General features: G+C 68.4%; 15 protein-coding genes. 2 read left to right on the top strand and 13 right to left on the bottom strand.

Translation table 11 applies throughout. The annotated features are described in order from the left end of the window. Positions 1 to 16: 16 nt before the first annotated feature. Both grpE and dnaK read right to left on the bottom strand, forming a co-directional pair. Positions 17 to 700: a nucleotide exchange factor GrpE gene (gene grpE / locus DIZ26_RS33795; protein WP_112248602.1), complete on the bottom strand. Its 684-nt coding sequence runs from the start codon at positions 698 to 700 to the stop codon at positions 17 to 19. Continuing rightward, positions 697 to 2,565 (bottom strand): molecular chaperone DnaK, encoded by a 1,869-nt coding sequence (gene dnaK, locus DIZ26_RS33800; protein WP_112248603.1) that lies wholly within the window; start codon positions 2,563 to 2,565, stop codon positions 697 to 699. Before dnaK ends, grpE begins: the two co-directional genes overlap by 4 nt. 254 nt (positions 2,566 to 2,819) lie before the next feature. Here dnaK and DIZ26_RS33805 point away from each other — a divergent pair, with 254 nt between their 5' ends. Beyond that, the gene (locus DIZ26_RS33805) at positions 2,820 to 3,290 is read left to right on the top strand and encodes a GNAT family N-acetyltransferase (protein WP_112248604.1); all 471 of its coding nucleotides are present in this window, start codon (positions 2,820 to 2,822) and stop codon (positions 3,288 to 3,290) included. Positions 3,291 to 3,312: 22 nt separating this feature from the next. Here DIZ26_RS33805 and DIZ26_RS33810 read toward each other — a convergent pair whose 3' ends face one another. Beyond that, the gene (locus DIZ26_RS33810; RefSeq protein WP_112248605.1) at positions 3,313 to 3,879 is read right to left on the bottom strand and encodes a phosphoribosyltransferase family protein; all 567 of its coding nucleotides are present in this window, start codon (positions 3,877 to 3,879) and stop codon (positions 3,313 to 3,315) included. A 44-nt stretch (positions 3,880 to 3,923) separates the two neighbouring features. Next, a complete protein-coding gene (locus DIZ26_RS33815) occupies positions 3,924 to 4,940 on the bottom strand; it encodes an exo-alpha-sialidase (RefSeq protein ID WP_112248606.1) in 1,017 nt (338 codons plus the stop codon). Between the two features lie 167 nt (positions 4,941 to 5,107). Here DIZ26_RS33815 and DIZ26_RS33820 point away from each other — a divergent pair, with 167 nt between their 5' ends. Further along, a complete protein-coding gene (locus DIZ26_RS33820; protein WP_112248607.1) occupies positions 5,108 to 5,983 on the top strand; it encodes a DUF559 domain-containing protein in 876 nt (291 codons plus the stop codon). A gap of 56 nt (positions 5,984 to 6,039) precedes the next feature. On the opposite strand, the gene hutI is transcribed toward DIZ26_RS33820, so the two are convergent. From hutI to hutH, 9 genes are all read right to left on the bottom strand, one after another. Beyond that, complete coding sequence (gene hutI, locus DIZ26_RS33825) at positions 6,040 to 7,236, bottom strand: imidazolonepropionase (RefSeq protein WP_112248608.1); 1,197 nt, start codon at positions 7,234 to 7,236, stop codon at positions 6,040 to 6,042. Beyond that, positions 7,233 to 8,549: a formimidoylglutamate deiminase gene (locus DIZ26_RS33830; RefSeq protein WP_112248609.1), complete on the bottom strand. Its 1,317-nt coding sequence runs from the start codon at positions 8,547 to 8,549 to the stop codon at positions 7,233 to 7,235. The genes hutI and DIZ26_RS33830 overlap by 4 nt, the downstream gene beginning before the upstream one ends. Then, entirely contained in the window at positions 8,546 to 9,874 is a 1,329-nt protein-coding gene (locus tag DIZ26_RS33835; protein WP_232828817.1) for an allantoate amidohydrolase, read from the bottom strand. The genes DIZ26_RS33830 and DIZ26_RS33835 overlap by 4 nt, the downstream gene beginning before the upstream one ends. Positions 9,875 to 9,891: 17 nt before the next feature. Continuing rightward, the gene (locus DIZ26_RS33840) at positions 9,892 to 10,827 is read right to left on the bottom strand and encodes an ABC transporter substrate-binding protein (protein WP_112248611.1); all 936 of its coding nucleotides are present in this window, start codon (positions 10,825 to 10,827) and stop codon (positions 9,892 to 9,894) included. A 21-nt stretch (positions 10,828 to 10,848) separates the two neighbouring features. Next, a complete protein-coding gene (locus DIZ26_RS33845; RefSeq protein ID WP_112248612.1) occupies positions 10,849 to 11,562 on the bottom strand; it encodes an ABC transporter permease in 714 nt (237 codons plus the stop codon). Further along, a complete protein-coding gene (locus DIZ26_RS33850; RefSeq protein ID WP_112248613.1) occupies positions 11,559 to 12,218 on the bottom strand; it encodes an ABC transporter permease in 660 nt (219 codons plus the stop codon). The genes DIZ26_RS33845 and DIZ26_RS33850 overlap by 4 nt, the downstream gene beginning before the upstream one ends. Continuing rightward, positions 12,215 to 13,213: an ABC transporter ATP-binding protein gene (locus DIZ26_RS33855; protein WP_112248614.1), complete on the bottom strand. Its 999-nt coding sequence runs from the start codon at positions 13,211 to 13,213 to the stop codon at positions 12,215 to 12,217. Before DIZ26_RS33855 ends, DIZ26_RS33850 begins: the two co-directional genes overlap by 4 nt. 142 nt (positions 13,214 to 13,355) lie before the next feature. Further along, positions 13,356 to 15,011: a urocanate hydratase gene (hutU, locus tag DIZ26_RS33860; protein WP_112248615.1), complete on the bottom strand. Its 1,656-nt coding sequence runs from the start codon at positions 15,009 to 15,011 to the stop codon at positions 13,356 to 13,358. A gap of 17 nt (positions 15,012 to 15,028) precedes the next feature. Next, positions 15,029 to 16,573, bottom strand: a complete 1,545-nt coding sequence (hutH, locus tag DIZ26_RS33865; RefSeq protein WP_112248616.1) for a histidine ammonia-lyase — start codon at positions 16,571 to 16,573, stop codon at positions 15,029 to 15,031. Positions 16,574 to 16,593: the final 20 nt, after the last annotated feature.

The raw sequence follows: 16,593 nt of genomic DNA on the forward strand, positions 1-16,593 counted from the left end.
CTCCTCACCGATCGGCTTACTCAGCGGGCTTTTCACTGTCGCCGGACTCGTCGTCGGGCTTGGTCTCCGGCAGTTGCTCGGTCGGCTCCGAGACGGCCACCCGGGCCGCCCGCAGGATCCGGTCGCCGAGGCGGTACCCCGGCTGCATCACCAGCGTCGCGGTCGGGCCGTCCACCTCGTCGGAGTAGTTGTGCAGCAGCGCCTCGTGGATCCGCGGGTCGAAGCGGTCGCCCACCTCGCCGAACTTCACCAGGCCGAGCTTCTCGGTGACCCGCTCGACCGATTCGGCCACCGCCTTGAACGCACCCTCGAGCTCACCCGCCTCGCGGGCCCGCCCGATGTCGTCCAGGGTCTGCAGCAACTCGGTCAGCACCGAACCGATGACGACCTCGCGGTTCGCCTCCCGGTCGCGGTCCACCCGGCGCTTGTAGTTCACGTACTCCGCCTGCAACCGCTGCAGGTCGGCGGTCCGTTCCGCCAGGGCCTCGGTCAGCAGAGCTTCCTGCGCCGACGGCCCGATCAGGTCCGAGGGATCCCGCGGCGGCTGCGCGCCCGGCGTACCGGGTGCGGCCGGCGGGGCACCCGCGGGAGCCTCGGCAGGCTCTCGCAGGTTCCCGGTGTCGGGGTCGATCCGGCGCTTGTCGCGGACGACGGGCTCGCCGTCACCGAACTCGCTGCCAGAAGTGGGGCGATCGGTCACTTGGTGTCCTCAGGCTTGGAGTCCTGCGGGCGGTCCTCGTCCACGATCTCCGCGTCGACCACGTCGTCGTCGGCGTTGCCGGTGCTCTCACCGTCGGCCGAGGCGCTCTCGTCGGAGGTGCCGGCGGCCTGGGCGTTCGCGTACATCGCGGCACCCATCTTCTGGCTGGACTGGGCGAGCTTCTCCGACGCGGCCTTGATCGCGTCGGCGTCGTCACCCTCGAGCGCCTTCTTGAGCTCGCTGACGCCGTCCTTGACCTCGGTCTTGACGTCGTCGGGGATCTTGTCCTCGTTCTCGGTCAGGAACTTCTCGGTCTGGTAGACCAGGCCCTCGGCCTGGTTGCGGGACTCGACGGCCTCGCGGCGCTTGCGGTCCTCCTCGGCGTACTGCTCGGCGTCGCGGACCATCTTGTCGATGTCGTCCTTCGGCAGCGCGGAGCCACCGGTGACGGTCATCCGCTGCTCCTTGCCGGTGGCCAGGTCCTTGGCGTTCACGTGCACGATGCCGTTCGCGTCGATGTCGAAGGTGACCTCGATCTGTGGCACGTTCCGCGGCGCCGGCGGCAGGCCGGTCAGCTCGAAGTTGCCGAGCGACTTGTTGTCGCGGGCCATCTCGCGCTCGCCCTGGTAGACCTGGATCATCACCGACGGCTGGTTGTCCTCGGCCGTGGTGAAGATCTCCGAACCCTTGGTCGGGATCGTGGTGTTGCGCTCGATGATCTTGGTGAACACACCGCCCTTGGTCTCGATGCCCAGGCTCAGCGGGGTCACGTCGAGCAGCAGGACGTCCTTGACCTCACCCTTCAGCACACCGGCCTGCAGGGAGGCGCCGACCGCGACGACCTCGTCCGGGTTCACACCCTTGTTCGGGTCCTTGCCGCCGGTCAGCTCCTTGACGAGCTCGGCGACCGCTGGCATCCGGGTGGAGCCACCGACGAGGATGACGTGGTCGATCTTGCTCACGTCGATACCGGCGTCCTTGATGACGGCCTTGAACGGGGCGCGGGCGCGCTCGAGCAGGTCGTTGGTGAGCTTCTGGAACTCGGCCCGGGAGAGCTTCTCCTCCAGGTGCAGCGGACCGGAGTCGGTCAGGCTCAGGTACGGCAGGTGGATCGAGGTCTCAGCGGCGCTGGACAGCTCGATCTTGGCCTTCTCGGCGGCCTCCTGCAGACGCTGCATGGCCATCTTGTCGCCGGACAGGTCGGTGCCGTTCTTGTTCTTGAACTGGGTCACCAGCCACTGCACGATCCGCTGGTCCCAGTCGTCGCCACCGAGGTGGTTGTCACCGCTGGTGGCCTTCACCTCGAAGACGCCGTCACCGATCTCCAGCAGCGACACGTCGAAGGTGCCGCCACCGAGGTCGAAGACCAGGATGGTCTGCTCGGTGCCCTTGTCCAGGCCGTAGGCCAGCGCGGCCGCGGTCGGCTCGTTGACGATCCGGTGCACGTTCAGACCGGCGATCTCGCCGGCTTCCTTGGTCGCCTGGCGCTGCGCGTCGGAGAAGTAGGCCGGCACGGTGATGACCGCGTCGGTGACCTGCTCCCCGAGGTACGCCTCGGCGTCCCGCTTCAGCTTCTGCAGCACGAACGCGCTGATCTGCTGCGGGGTGAACTTCTTGCCGTCGATGCTGACGTTCCAGTCCTCGCCCATGTGGCGCTTGACGGAACGGATCGTGCGGTCGACGTTCGTGGTGGCCTGGCGCTTGGCCACCTCGCCGACCAGGACCTCGCCGTTCTTGGCGAAGGCCACGACCGAGGGCGTCGTACGGGCTCCCTCGGCGTTGGGGATGACGGTGGGCTCGCCACCTTCCAGTACGGCGATGACAGAGTTCGTCGTACCGAGATCGATACCGACCGCGCGGGCCATGTGCGTTACCTCCACGAAGTTGAGTGATGCAGACTCAATGTTGCCTCGCCGGGGGTCCGGATTCAAATCGGACCGGCGGCCGGATCAGCAGACTTGAGTTCACCTGGCTCAACATTGCCGCACCCCGGGGTCATTCCCAACCCCGGGACCGGATTTTCGGGGCCGGATCGGGGAAGAGCCTGGTCAAGCCCTCACCACACCCCTGCCGCGGAAGGCACCCCGCGTGGGAGGGTGTGAGGGTGAAACTCCGCCCCATGACCTCTGCCGACGAGCCGGCCGTGCTCGCGCTGAACGCAGCCGCGGTCGAGCAGACGGACCCGCTAGGCCCCGACCGGCTGGACTGGCTCCGGCTGATCGCCGCCCATGCCGCCGTGGTGGAGATCGAGGACGAGGTCGCCGCCTTCGTGCTCACCTTCGCCCCCGGCTCCGCCCACGACAGCCTCGACTTCCAGTGGTTCAACGCGACGTACGCCGACCGCTTTCTGCACCTGGACCGGATCGTGGTCGCCGAGAAGCATCGCCGCCAGGGCATCGCCACCAGCGTCTACCGGGCCGTCGAACGCGCGGCCAAGCCCTTCGACCGGCTGGTCGCCCGGGTCCAGTCCGACCCACCCGACGAGGCCTCACTCGCCTTCCACGCGGCCCGCGGCTTCGTCGAGGTCGGCAAACTCCGCCGCCCCAACCACACCACCAGCGCCATGCTCTCCAAGGAACTCACCGACTAGCGCTCTTGCGGCAGTTGACCGCCTAGAGATTCCGTACGTCGAGCAGGGCGCGTAGCGGTAGTTCGTGCCGGAAGCGGGCGTTGTCGAGCGCGTCGACGATGCAAGCGGCACCGATCCACTGAGCGCCGCAGTCCTCGATCAACGCTCGAACCACGCGAGCCGTCTCGCCGGTGGCGGCCCAGTCGTCGACCATCAGCACCCGGTCGCCGGCCTTGATCAGGTTGCGGCGGAATCCGAACACCACATGCCGGTCCTGGTAATCCGGCCCGGTCGTTCGCAGTACCCAGCGATCGCTGTCGGTCGACTGTCCCGCGTTCTTGCGGACCTCCACGAACCCGACTCCCAGCGCGGCCGCGGTCAAGGCCCCGACCAGCGCGCCGCGAGAGACCGGCCCGACGACGACGGTGGGACGTACGTCGTACAGGCCGCCGAGGGCGGGGCCGAGTTCGCGGATCAGGTCGGCGTCGCGCCACCAGCCGGTGAGGTTGGCGTAGCCGGAGTACGCGCCGCGGTCCCAGGTCCAGTTGAAGGCAGCCACCAGCCGCCGGCGGAAATCTCCGTCGACTCTCGCGACCGCGGTCCTGGACATGCTTCAAGGGTGCCGAGCACGTACCCGTGGCGCATCAGGTTTTCTCAGTCGAGAGCGGCGCGCGGCAGGAGTTCGCCGACGATCTCGCGGGTGAAGATGTCGTAGCTGATGATCAGCAGGCGATCGCCGGGGAGTTCGACGACGGCCGGGTTCGACTGGTCCTGGGTGTCCCGGCCGGCGTCGATCACCAGGTGCACCGGGTCCTGGTCCCACCGGCCGAGCGGGTCCTTGACGATCGTCGCGACCGTCGGCCGGCCGGGGTTGAAGCGCTTGGAGACATCGCCGTACGCAACCAGTACGGCGCCGTCGGACAGGGTCAGCGTGTCTGCTGAGGACGCGTGCAACCCGCACGGCTCGGGCTCGGACCAGGTCAGCCCGTTGTCGTCCGATCTGGTCAGCTCGGCCTCCTCGTCGGTCCGGAGCAGAGCCACCACCTGGCCGCCGGGCAGGAGGGTCAGCACGGGTTCGAGGTACTCGCGATCCGGGCGCCGCCCCAGCACCACCTCACTCGCCGCCGGCCAGGTGCGCCCGCCATCCGTCGACCGCACCACGCTCGCCGAGTGGCGCGCGTCGCCCGGGAACACCCCGTACACAGGTGCGAGCAGGTCCCCGCCCGGCAACTCGAGAAGCTGCCCGTGCGCCACGATGTGCCCCGCCCGGAACCCGTGCCAGACCTCCTCGGTCTCCTGCACCATCCGCGACCCGACGGCCACCGGTTCTCCCCAGGTCGCCCCGCCATCCGTCGACCGCGCGACCAGCACCCCCGGGCACACGTACGGCGGCACCGACCAGTCGATCTGGAACCAGCTCAGCAACAAATCCCCGCCCGCAAGCTCCACGAGCATCGGATCCCGGTCGTCGTACACCCCGTCCACCACCACCCGCGGCTCCGACCACTCCACCCCGTCCACACTCTCGGCAAGCACGATCCGCCCCACACTCCGCACATGCCCACGCCCTTCCCGCCACACCACCACCACGCGCCCGTCCCCCGTCCGCACCGCAGACGGAAAGTACGGCAACTGCCCCTGAATGCTCCGAGCGACGGTGATACGCGACATGCCGCCCAGTTAACCGGACTGCCAACACTGATCAACGTCTTCCGCGCTCCTGACTGCACGCTCAGGCTGGCCGCTGCGGGCGGCTCGAGGAGAGTTGGTCAGTGTTGGCGGTCCGCACCTGTGGACAACCCCGGTCGGACCGGCTGTGATTGGGCCACGATGTGAGGATGGGAGACGTTGTCGATGTGCTCGGCCGACGTGGCGGAAGTGCAACCTTCGGCGACCTTCGCGCCCTCGTCTCTGCCCACGAGATCAGGAAGGCCCTGGCAGAAGGCTCGATCCAGCGAGTAGCGAAGGGGGTTTACGCACTCCCGAAGGCGCCCTCTGCGCTGACCGCCGCTCGCAGCCACGGCGGGGTCGTGTCCTATCTCAGCGCCGCGGAGTACTGGGGGATGGATGTAGTCACCCGACCGAGTTTGCCGCACGTCACTTTGGCACCGAAGAAGGTGCGCCGGCGAACAGGCCGGCCCTGTGTAATGCATTGGGCCGAGGTGGCCGTCGACGGTGAGGTGACGACGCCGATCCAGACCGTCCTCGACTGCCTGCGGAGCCTGCCACTCGCGGAGGGACTCGCTGTCGCGGATTCGGCTCTGCACCAGCGGCTGGTGGACCACGACGATCTGCTGGCAGCGGCCGGCAAGCGTCGCGGGCCTCACCGACGCCGCCTGAAGGAGTTGGTGTTGCTGGCGGACGGACGATCCGAATCGGTGCTGGAGTCGGCGCTGCGAGCCATTCTGATCGAAGCTGGTATCGACGGATTCGTCCCTCAGTGGGTGGTTCGGGATGCGAGCTTTTCCGGTCGCCTCGATCTCGGCCATCCAGGTCTGCGTATCGCGCTGGAGGCAGACGGATTCGAACACCATGGCACTCGACAGGCGCTGGTCAAAGACTGCCGCCGACACGTCGCCCTGAGCGTTCGTGGCTGGAGGCTGTTGCGGTTCAGCTGGGAGGACATCATGTACGACCCAGAGTGGGTGGTGGAGGCGGTGACCAAGGCGATGGGACTGCCAACACTGACCAACCAGTTCCTCCAAGTCGCCTGACCATGTCAGTGAGCGTGGCGACTGCTCCGGTCTGCGGGTTGATCAGTGTTGGCGGTTCAGACCGGCCGGCCGTTGAGGAAGGTTTGGGCTATCAGGGGGACGCCGGGGCGGTAGGCGAGGTGGAGGTAGGTAGGGGCGTCGAGGACTGCAAGGTTGGCGGGGGTGCCGGCGGTGATCTGGCCGAGGTCGGGGCGTTGGAGGGAGGCGGCGCCGCCGGCGGTGGCGGACCAGAGGGCTTCGGCGGGGGTCATGTGCATCTCGCGGACGGCGAGGGCGATGCAGAGCGGTATCGACGACGAGTAGCAGGAGCCGGGGTTGCAGTCGCTCGCGAGGGCGATGGTGACGCCGGCAGCGAGAAGGCGCCGGGCGTCCGGGTACGGCGAACGCGTGGAGAACTCGACAGCCGGCAGCAATCCTGCGACCACCCCGGTCGAAGCGAGCGCGTCCACGTCGGCGTCGGACAGGTGCGTGCAATGGTCGGCTGCGGCCGCGCCGAGCTCACAGGCAAGCTGTACGCCGGGGCCGAGGCCGAGCTGGTTCGCGTGGACCCGCAGCCCGAGCCCCTTCTTCGCACCGGCGGTCAGGATCGCCCGGGCCTGATCCGCGTCGAACGCACCCTTCTCGACGAAGACGTCCACCCACTTCGCATGAGCAGCCGCCGACTCGAGCATCGGCCCGGTCACCAGCGACACGTAGCCCGCCGGGTCGTCCGCGTACTCCGGCGGCACCACATGCGCCCCGAGGTAGGTCGTCTCGTCGGTGAACTCCGCCGCGATCGCCAGGCCACGCGCCTCGTCCGCGACCGTCAGCCCGTATCCCGACTTGATCTCCACCGTCGTCGTACCCTGCCGGCGCATCTCGGTCACCAGCCGGGCGACGTTCGCGGTGAGCTGCTCGTCAGTCGCGGCTCGTGTCGCGGCCACCGTCGTACGGATGCCGCCTGCGCTGTACGGCGTACCGGTCATCCGGGCGGCGAACTCCTCCGCCCGGTCGCCCGCGAAGACCAAGTGCGAATGGGAATCCACGAAGCCCGGGATCACCGCGCGCCCACCCAGATCCAACGAACTGTCCGCCGCCGGGGCATCCACTCGCCGCCCGACCCAGGCGAACTTGCCGCCTTCGATCACGATCGCCGCGTCCGTCACCTCACCGAGCGCGGCGACTCCGTCCGGGCGCGCGCCGCCGGAGACCGCGCCGCGCGAGGGGTCGTTGGTGACCAGCGACCCGATCCCGGTCAGCAACACCGACGTCACGAAGTCACCGCCGAGATCGACGCGGCCAGCTCGGCCGCCACGTCCAGCTTCACATGATTGCCATCAGCAACAACCTGTCTCCCCGAGACGACCACCTCGGAGACATCGAGCGCCGAAGCGGCGAACACCAAGGTCTCCAAGGACGATCCGGTCCCGGCCGTCCGCACAGTCGAGGTCCGTACGGCGACCAGATCCGCCCGCGCGCCGACCTCGATCGCCCCCGCGTCGTCGAACCCGAGCGACCGATGCCCGTCCACGGTCGCAGCGGCCAGCAACTCGGCAGCCGACCAGTGCCCGCGCTCTTGCGAGGCGAGCCGTTCGTCCAGCTCCACCGCGCGCATCTCCTCGAACAAGTCGATCACCGCATGACTGTCCGAGCCCAATGTCAGCCGCGATCCCGCGTCGCGCAGCGCGACCGAGGGCCCGATCCCGTCGGCCAGATCGCGTTCGGTCGTTGGGCAGAAACACGAGTACGTCGCGGAACTGCCGAGCAACCCGACGTCGACCGGCGTCAGATGCGTCGCGTGCACCGCGCTCGTCCGCGCATCGAGGAACCCGGTCTCGTCGAGCACCTGCGCCGGAGTACGCCCGTACGCCGCCAGGCAGGCCGCGTTCTCCGCGACCTGCTCCGACAAGTGGATGTGCAGCGGCGCAGCCGGCAGCGCCGAGGCCACCGCGCCGAGCTGGTCGACCGGCACCCCGCGGACCGAATGCGCGGCCGCGCCGATCACCACGTCGTCTCCGAAGTCCGAGCTCAGCGACAGCACCCGGGAAGCCCAGGCCGACGCATCGCCGTCACTGAACCGCACCTGAGCGTCGCTCAGCGGCTGGTCGATTCCGCCTGCTACATAACAGGTATCGAGCAAGGTGATCCGCAGCCCGGCATCCCGCGCGGCCGCGATCAGCGCCTGCCCCATCGCGTTCGGATCGTCGTACCGCTTGCCGCCAGGCGCGTGGTGAAGGTAGTGGAACTCCCCCACCGCGGTAATCCCGCTGAGCACCATCTCGCCGTACACGGCCCGTGCTAGCTGGTAGTAGCTGTCCGGGGTGAGCAACGACGCCACGCCGTACATCTGATCGCGCCACGTCCAGAACGTCCCGCGCTCGGTCTGCGTGCGACCACGCAGCGCGCGGTGGAACGCGTGGCTGTGGCAGTTCGCCAAGCCAGGCAGGACGATCCCGCTCAACCGCGCCGCGTCACCGGGCAACGCGTCTGCCTCGACAGAGGCGAAGCGTCCGTCCACCACCGTCACCAGCACACCAGAGGCCAGCCCGGTCGGCAACAGCGCTTGCTCACACCAATACGCCGTCACTTTGCGAGATCCTTCAGTACTGCGGCCAGCGCGTCCACCCCGGCCAGGCAATCGTCCATCTCCGCGTGCTCGGCCGGCGAATGCGAGACACCGGTGGGATTCCGTACGAACAGCATCGCGGTCGGGATCCCCGCGTCCGAGAACACCCCCGCGTCGTGACCGGCCCCGGTCGGCAACACCGGCGCATCATCCAGTACTGCGGCCAGCCGGTCACGCAGACCGGACGGGAACTCCACGATCGGCGAGACCGACTCAGGCGTCACCTCGACGCTGGTACCGTCCCGCTCGGCGCGTTCCACCGCTTGCCTGGTAATTGCCGACAGCAACGATTGGAGCACCTCGTCGGTCGCCGCCCGCGCATCAAGCCAGGCGGTCACCTGCGACGGTACGGCGTTCGTGCCGTTCGGCTCGACCGAGAGGCGGCCGAAGGTTGCTCGCGCGCCGGCGAGGCGGGCCTGCTTGTTGGCCGCCAGGGCGGTCATCGCATAGGTGAGCATCGGGTCGTGCCGGTCTTCCATCAACGTCGTACCGGCGTGGTTCGCCTCGCCGGTGAAGGTGAACCGGAACCGTCCGTGCGGCCAGATGGAGCTCGCCACTCCCACGGGCGCGGTCAGCGCTCGCCCTTGTTCCACGTGCAACTCGACGAACGTTCCCATCCGCTCCAGCAACGGCGACGGACCAACTCCAGCCGGGTCGATCCCCAGCTCGGACAGCGCCTCCGCCAACGGCACACCGCTTCTGTCCTTGAAACCAAGCGCTTTCGAGGCCGGCAGCACTCCCGTTGCGACCCGAGATCCCAGACAAGGCATCCCGAATCGCGACCCCTCCTCCTCCACGAACGCACCCACCCCGATCGGCACCGAAGGCACAAACCCCTCCGCCCGCAACCGATCCACCGCCGCCAGCGCCGACACCACACCCAACGGCCCATCAAATGCGCCGCCGTCAATCACCGAATCCAAGTGACTTCCAGTCACAACACCTGACCTCGCACGCGCTTCGCGCGCGCCTCGGTCAGAGGAAGGGAAGGCGGAAGGCGAGTGCAGCCCAGCTCCTCCACCGAGATCGGCGGAAGGCGAGCCGGACTCAGGGCTCCGACCAAGGTCGGCGGAATGAGAGCCGGACTCAGGGCTCCGACCGAGGTCGGCGGACGGCTCCCACCAGGCGACGAGGTTGCCTAGGCCGTCGGATTCCAGGGTGAGGTCGCGGGCGGTGCACTGGGTGGTGAACCACTCGGTGCACGCTCGCTCGGTGGGGGTCCAGCCGCCTCGGTGGTACCCCCCGGTGGAGGGGTCCTTGCCGATGGCGGCCAGCTCCGCCCACATCGCCTCGAAGGAGTCGGTCAAGACAGCGGGTTCTTCGACAGCCAGTCCTTGGCCACCACGTCGGCGCTTTCCTTGCCGACCTCGATCCGCTTGACCAGCGCGGTCAGTCCGTCCGTCGTCAGCTTCGCCTGCACCGCATTCAGCGTGGACGCCACATCAGGGCTCTTGTGGTCGGTACGGATCAGCGGTACGACGTTGTTCGGCAGGTGGATGTGCTCGGGGTCCTCCAGCACGACCAGCTTGTTGTCCAGGATCGCCGACTGGGTGGTGAAGAACTGGGTCACCTGGATGGTGTTGTCCTTCAGCGCCTTCAGGCTCAGCGGCCCACCGGCGTCCAGCGTCTTGAACTCCTTGAACTCGACGCCGTACTTGTCCTTCATCCCGGCCAGGCCCGCGGTCCGCGTCTTGAACTCGGGACCACCCCCGGCGACCATGTTCTTGCTGACCGCCTTCAGGTCACCGATCGACTTCAGCGAGTACTTCGCCGCGGTCTCCGGGGTGACGACGATCGCGTCCTCGTCGGCGGCCGGCGACTTGTCCAGCACCTCCAGGCCCTTCGGCAGCACGCCCGGGAGCGCCTTGTACACGGCCTCGGCCTCGTTCTCCGGGGCGTCCTTCTTGAAGTAGACCAAGGTGGCGCCGGTGTACTCCGGGAGCAGGTCGACCGACTTGTCCTGGATCGCCGCCATGTAGAGCTCGCGGGCGCCGATGTTGAGCTTGCGGTTCACCTTGATGCCCTTGGCCTCGAGTGCCTGGGCGTAGATCTCCGCGAGCAGCTGGCTCTCGGCGAAGTTCGCCGAGCCGACCGTCAGCGAGTCGACCTTGTCGGGTGCCGAGCCACCGCCGGCGTCCTTGCTGCCACTGCCGAGCGGATCGTCGTTGCCGCCGCCGCAGGCCGCCAGGGCGAGCGCGGCGGTCGCGGCGATGGCGCCGATGAAGGTTCTTCTGAACACGGGATCCTCCAGGGTCCGTTACTACACCCCGGCCGGTGCCGGAGCAGTTGAAGTCTTGGTGTCAGTGTTTCGCCGGCGTCGGCCGGTGAGGCCGGCGGACACGGCGTACCGGCCGATCGCGGCGAAGATGAGATCGAGCACGATGGCCAGTACGGCGACCAGCACGGCGCCGGTCAGCATCTGCGGGAAGTCCCGCAGGCTGAGCCCGTCGATCACATACCGCCCGAGGCCGCCGAGCGCGACGTACGCCGCGACGGTGGCGGTGGAGACGATCTGCAGGGTGGCGCTGCGCAGTCCGGAGATGATCAGCGGCAACGCGATCGGGATCTCCACCTTGGTGAGGATCTCGCGCCCGGTCATCCCCATCCCGCGGGCCGCGTCGATGGTGGCCGGGTCCACGCCGGACACCCCGGCGTACGTCGAGGCCAGGATCGGCGGGATGCCGAGCACCACCAGCGCGATGATCACCGGCACCTTGCCGATCCCGATCAGCAGCACGATCAGCGTCAGCAGGCCCAGCGTCGGCAGCGCCCGCCACGCGTTCACCGTGTTGATGGCCAGGAACGCGCCGCGCCGGGTGTGACCGATCAGCAGGCCGATCGGGAACGCGATCACCGCGGCGATCAGCAGCGAGAGGAACGTGTACCCGAGGTGCTGCACGATCCGGTTGGCGATGCCTTCGGCACCGGACCAGTTCGCCGGGTCGGTGATGTAGTCGAGGAATCCCTGGATCATCGGAGCACCTCCTTGACCGGGGCGACCGCGCGGGCCCACGGCGTCAGCAGCCGTTGCAGGCCGACCAGCAGGATGTCGGCGATCAGGGCCAGCGCGAGCGACAGCACCACGCCGACCACGATCGGGGTGAGGAAGTCCTGCTGGAAGCCGAGCGTGAACAGCTGACCGAGCCCGCCGACGCCGATGATCGCGCCGACGCTGACCATCGAGATGTTCGCGACCGTGACGACGCGCAGCCCGGTGAAGATCACCGGTACGGCGATGGGAAGGTCGATGGTCACCACTCTGCGAAGCGTTCCATAGCCCACCGACACTGCGGCCTGCAGAACGTCCTCGGGCACGGACCGCAGTCCGTCGATCACGTTCCGGATCAGCAGCGAGACCGCGTAGATGGTCAGCGCGATGATGATGTTCGCCTGCGACAGCACCTTGGTGCCGATGATGGCCGGCAACACGATGAACAGCGCGATCGACGGCAGCGAGTAGAGCACCCCACCGAGCGCGACCAGCGGGTTCGCCAGCCAGGAGAACCGGGTCGCGACGTACCCCAACGGCACCGAGATGAGCAGCCCGAGCACCATCGGAATCAGCGACAGATAGATGTGCTGCCCGAGCTGCGTCCAGATCAAGCCGGTGTTGTCACCGATCCAGCTCATGGTCGGAGTGCCCCGGTGAGGGTGGTGTAGTCGATGACGCCGACTGCCTTGCCGGATTCGTCGACGCAGATGCCCTGACCGACCGGGGAGGTCAGTACGGCGTCCATCGCGGCGCGCAGCGAGTCGCCGGTGCGGAAGGCGGCGCCGATCGGCAGGACCTCGCCGTTGCTCTGCCAGCCGAGCGGTTCGCCGTTGTCGCCGAGCGAGAGGTCGGCCGGCACCGGGCCGAGTGGCAGGTGGTCGGCCTTGAGGAAGGTCAGCTTGCGGTAGCCGCGGTCCTGGCCGATGAAGCTCTCGACGAAGTCGTCGGCCGGATCGGCCAGCAGCTCCTTCGGTGGCGCGAACTGGGCCAGCTTGCCGCCGACCCGCAGTACGGCCACGTTGTCGCCGAGTTTGATCGCCTCGTCGATGTCGTGCGTGACGAACACGATGGTCTTGCCGATGTCGCGTTGCAGCCGGAGCAGTTCCTCCTGCAACTGGTGCCGCACGATCGGGTCGACCGCGCTGAACGGCTCGTCCATCAGCATCACCAGCGGATCGGCGGCCAGCGCGCGGGCCACCCCGACCCGTTGCTGCTGGCCACCGGACAGCTGGGCCGGATACCGCTCGGCCAGTTTGAGGTCGAGGCCGACCCGCTCCAGCAACTCCATCGCGACCGAGCGCGACTTCTTCTTGTCCCAGCCCAGCAGCTTCGGCACGGTGGCGACGTTGTCGACGACCGTCTTGTGCGGGAACAGCCCGGCATGCTGGATCACATAGCCGATACCGCGCCGCAGGACGACGGGGTCCTTGTCGTTGATGTCCTCACCGTCGATCGAGATCCGGCCGCTGCTGCGCTCGATGGTCCGGTTGATCATCCGCAACGAGGTCGTCTTGCCGCAGCCGGACGGCCCGACGAACACGGTGATCTCGTTGCTCGGGATCCGCAGGCTCAGCTGGTCGACGGCGACGGTGCCGTCCGGATACTGCTTGGTGACGTCTTCGAACTCGATCATGGCGCCCCTTCGCGCTCGTCGGAGATCGCCCGCACGATCCTAGTGTGACGAGAGCCCGGTACCACCCCAATTGACCGAATCTCATCCCTGATGAATGTGCACCTTAGCGCTATGGATTGCCTCGGTCGCACAGTGCAAACTGTCAGCTCTCCCGCATCGGGATCCTGACGCCCTGCTCGGCCGCGACTTCTTCCGCCCGCTGGTACCCGGCATCCACATGCCGAATCACGCCCATCCCCGGGTCGTTGGTGAGTACCCGCTCCAGCTTCTGCCGGGCGAGCTCGGTGCCGTCGGCAACCGATACCTGACCGGCGTGGATCGACCGGCCCATCCCGACGCCACCACCGTGGTGGATGGACACCCAGGACGCACCGCTGGACACGTTGACCATCGCGTTCAGCAGCGGCCAGTCCGCGATCGCGTCCGAGCCGTCCAGCATCCCTTCGGTCTCCCGGTACGGCGATGCCACGCTGCCGGTGTCCAGGTGGTCGCGGCCGATCACGATCGGCGCTTCCAGTTCGCCGGAGGCAACCATGTCGTTGAACCGCAGGCCGGCCTTGTCGCGTTCGCCCTGACCGAGCCAGCAGATCCGGGCCGGCAGCCCCTGGAACGCGACCCGCTCCTGCGCCATCTTGATCCACCGGGTCAGGTGCTCGTTCTCCGGGAACAACTCGAGGATCGCCTGGTCGGTCTTGGCGATGTCGGCCGGGTTGCCCGACAGCGCGGCCCACCGGAACGGGCCCTTCCCCTCACAGAACAAGGGCCGGATGTACGCCGGTACGAATCCGGGGAACTCGAAAGCTCGCGCATACCCGGCCTTGCGGGCCTCGTCGCGGATCGAGTTGCCGTAGTCGAACACCTCGGCACCCGCGTCCTGGAAGCCCACCATCGCCTCGACGTGCCGCGCCATCGATTCCTGCGCGCGCTCGGTGAAGCCGGCCGGGTCCTTCTCGCGTGCCGTGGTCCAGTCCTCGAACTCCACTCCCACCGGCAGGTACATCAACGGATCGTGGGCCGAGGTCTGGTCCGTCACGATGTCGATCGGCGCGCCGCGCTGCAGCAGGTCCGGCACGATCGAGGCCGCGTTGCCCAGAACGCCGATGGACAAGGGCTTGCGGGCCGCCTTGGCCTCCTCAGCGAGCCGGAGTGCCTCGTCGACCGAGGTCGCCTGCACATCGAGGTACCGGTGTTCGATCCGCCGCTTGATCCGGGAGTCGTCCACGTCGATGCAGATCGCGACGCCGTCGTTCATCGTGACCGCGAGCGGCTGCGCGCCACCCATGCCACCGAGGCCGGCGGTCAGCGTGATCGTGCCGGCCAGCGAGCCGCCGAACTTCTTCGCCGCAACGGCCGCGAACGTCTCGTAGGTGCCCTGCAGGATTCCCTGGGTGCCGATGTAGATCCACGACCCGGCCGTCATCTGGCCGTACATCGTGAGGCCCATCGCCTCCAGCTTGCGGAACTCCTCCCAGTTGGCCCAGTCGCCGACCAGGTTCGAGTTCGCGATCAGCACCCGCGGCGCCCACTCGTGCGTCTGCATCACGCCGACCGGCCGGCCGGACTGCACCAGCATCGTCTCGTCGTTCTTCAGCGTGGTCAGCGTGCGGACCATCGCGTCGAAGGAGTTCCAGTCGCGCGCGGCCTTGCCGGAGCCGCCGTACACGACCAGTTCGTCAGGGTGTTCCGCGACCTCGGGGTCGAGGTTGTTCTGCAGCATCCGCAGCGCGGCTTCCTGCTGCCAGCCGCGGGCGGTGAGGGTGGTACCGCGAGGGGCGCGAACGGGACGTGGTCCGGACATGGGTGATCCAGCCTTTCTCAGGACAGCGGGCCGGTGACGGCCTCGACAGCGGACAAGTAGGTGCCGTCAGCAACAAGCCGGACGGAGTGCGCGATCTCGGGGGCGAGGTGCCGGTCGGTGCCGGGTCCCTCGACATGCTCACGCAGTACAGCCCGTACTGCGGCCGTGGCGGGCGACGGTTCGAGCGGCTTGCGCATGTCGAGGGCGCGCGCGGCGGTGAGGATCTCGACCGCCAGCACCTGCTGGAGACCGTCGATGCTCTTGCGGAGCTTGCGAGCAGCCGACCAGCCCATCGAGACGTGGTCCTCCTGCATCGCGCTGCTCGGGATGGAGTCGACGCTGGCCGGTACGGCGAGCCGCTTGAGCTCGGACACGATCGCGGCCTGGGTGTACTGCGCGATCATGTGGCCGCTGTCGACACCGGGATCGTCGGCCAGGAAGGCGTTCAGCCCGTGGTTGCGGGCGACATCGAGGAACCGGTCCGTACGCCGTTCGCTGATGCTGGCCACGTCGGCGACGGCGATCGCGAGGAAGTCGAGCACGTAGCCGACCGGTGCGCCGTGGAAGTTTCCGTTGGACTCGACGCGACCGTCCTCGAGCACCACCGGGTTGTCGATCGCCGCAGCCAGCTCACGGCCGGCGACGGTCGCGGCGTGAGCGCAGGTGTCGCGGGCAGCGCCGTGCACCTGCGGGGAACACCTCAGTGAATAGGCGTCCTGGACCCGGTTGCAGTCCGGTCCGCGGTGACTCGCGACGATCGGGCTGTCGGCCAGTACTGCGCGTAGGTTCGCGGCGGCCGCGCCCTGCCCCGGGTGCGGGCGCAGCGCTTGCAGGTCGGCGGCGAAGACCCGGTCGGTGCCGAGCTGGCCTTCGACACTCATCGCGGCCGCGATGTCGGCGGTCTTGAGCAGGCGGTCGAGATCGGCGAGCGCGAGCACCAGCATGCCGAGCATGCCGTCGGTGCCGTTGATCAGCGCGAGGCCTTCCTTTTCTGCGAGGACGACCGGCGTGAGTCCGGCGGCTGCGAGCGCCTCACCCGCATCGCGGAGATTGCCGGCGGCATCGCGGACCTTGCCTTCCCCCATCACCGCGAGAGCAACGTGCGACAGCGGGGCGAGGTCGCCTGAGCAACCGAGGCTGCCGTACTCGTGCACGACTGGGGTCAGCTGAGCGTTCAGCAGCCCGGCGTACGCCTGCGCGGTCTCGACCCTGACCCCGGTCCGGCCGGTCGCGAGCGTGGACAGCCGGAGCAACGCGAGCGCCCGGACCACCTCGGTCTCGACCTCGGGTCCGGAGCCGGCCGCGTGCGACCGGACCAGACTGCGCTGGAGCTGAGCCCGGAGCTCAGGCGCGATATGCCGCGTCGCCAACGCCCCGAACCCGGTGGACACGCCGTAATGCGGGGTCTCCGCATGGGCGAGCGCCTCGATCGCAGCCCGCGACTTCGCGATCTGCTCGAGCGCCTGATCATCGATCCGCACCGACGCGCCGTACCGCGCCACCGCCACCACGTCGCCCGCACTCAACGGCCCGACGCCCACAACCACCTCTGCTGTCTGCACCAGCCCATTCCACCGCGCCC

The organism is Kribbella monticola (genome assembly GCF_003261635.1).
Classification (GTDB): domain Bacteria; phylum Actinomycetota; class Actinomycetes; order Propionibacteriales; family Kribbellaceae; genus Kribbella; species Kribbella monticola.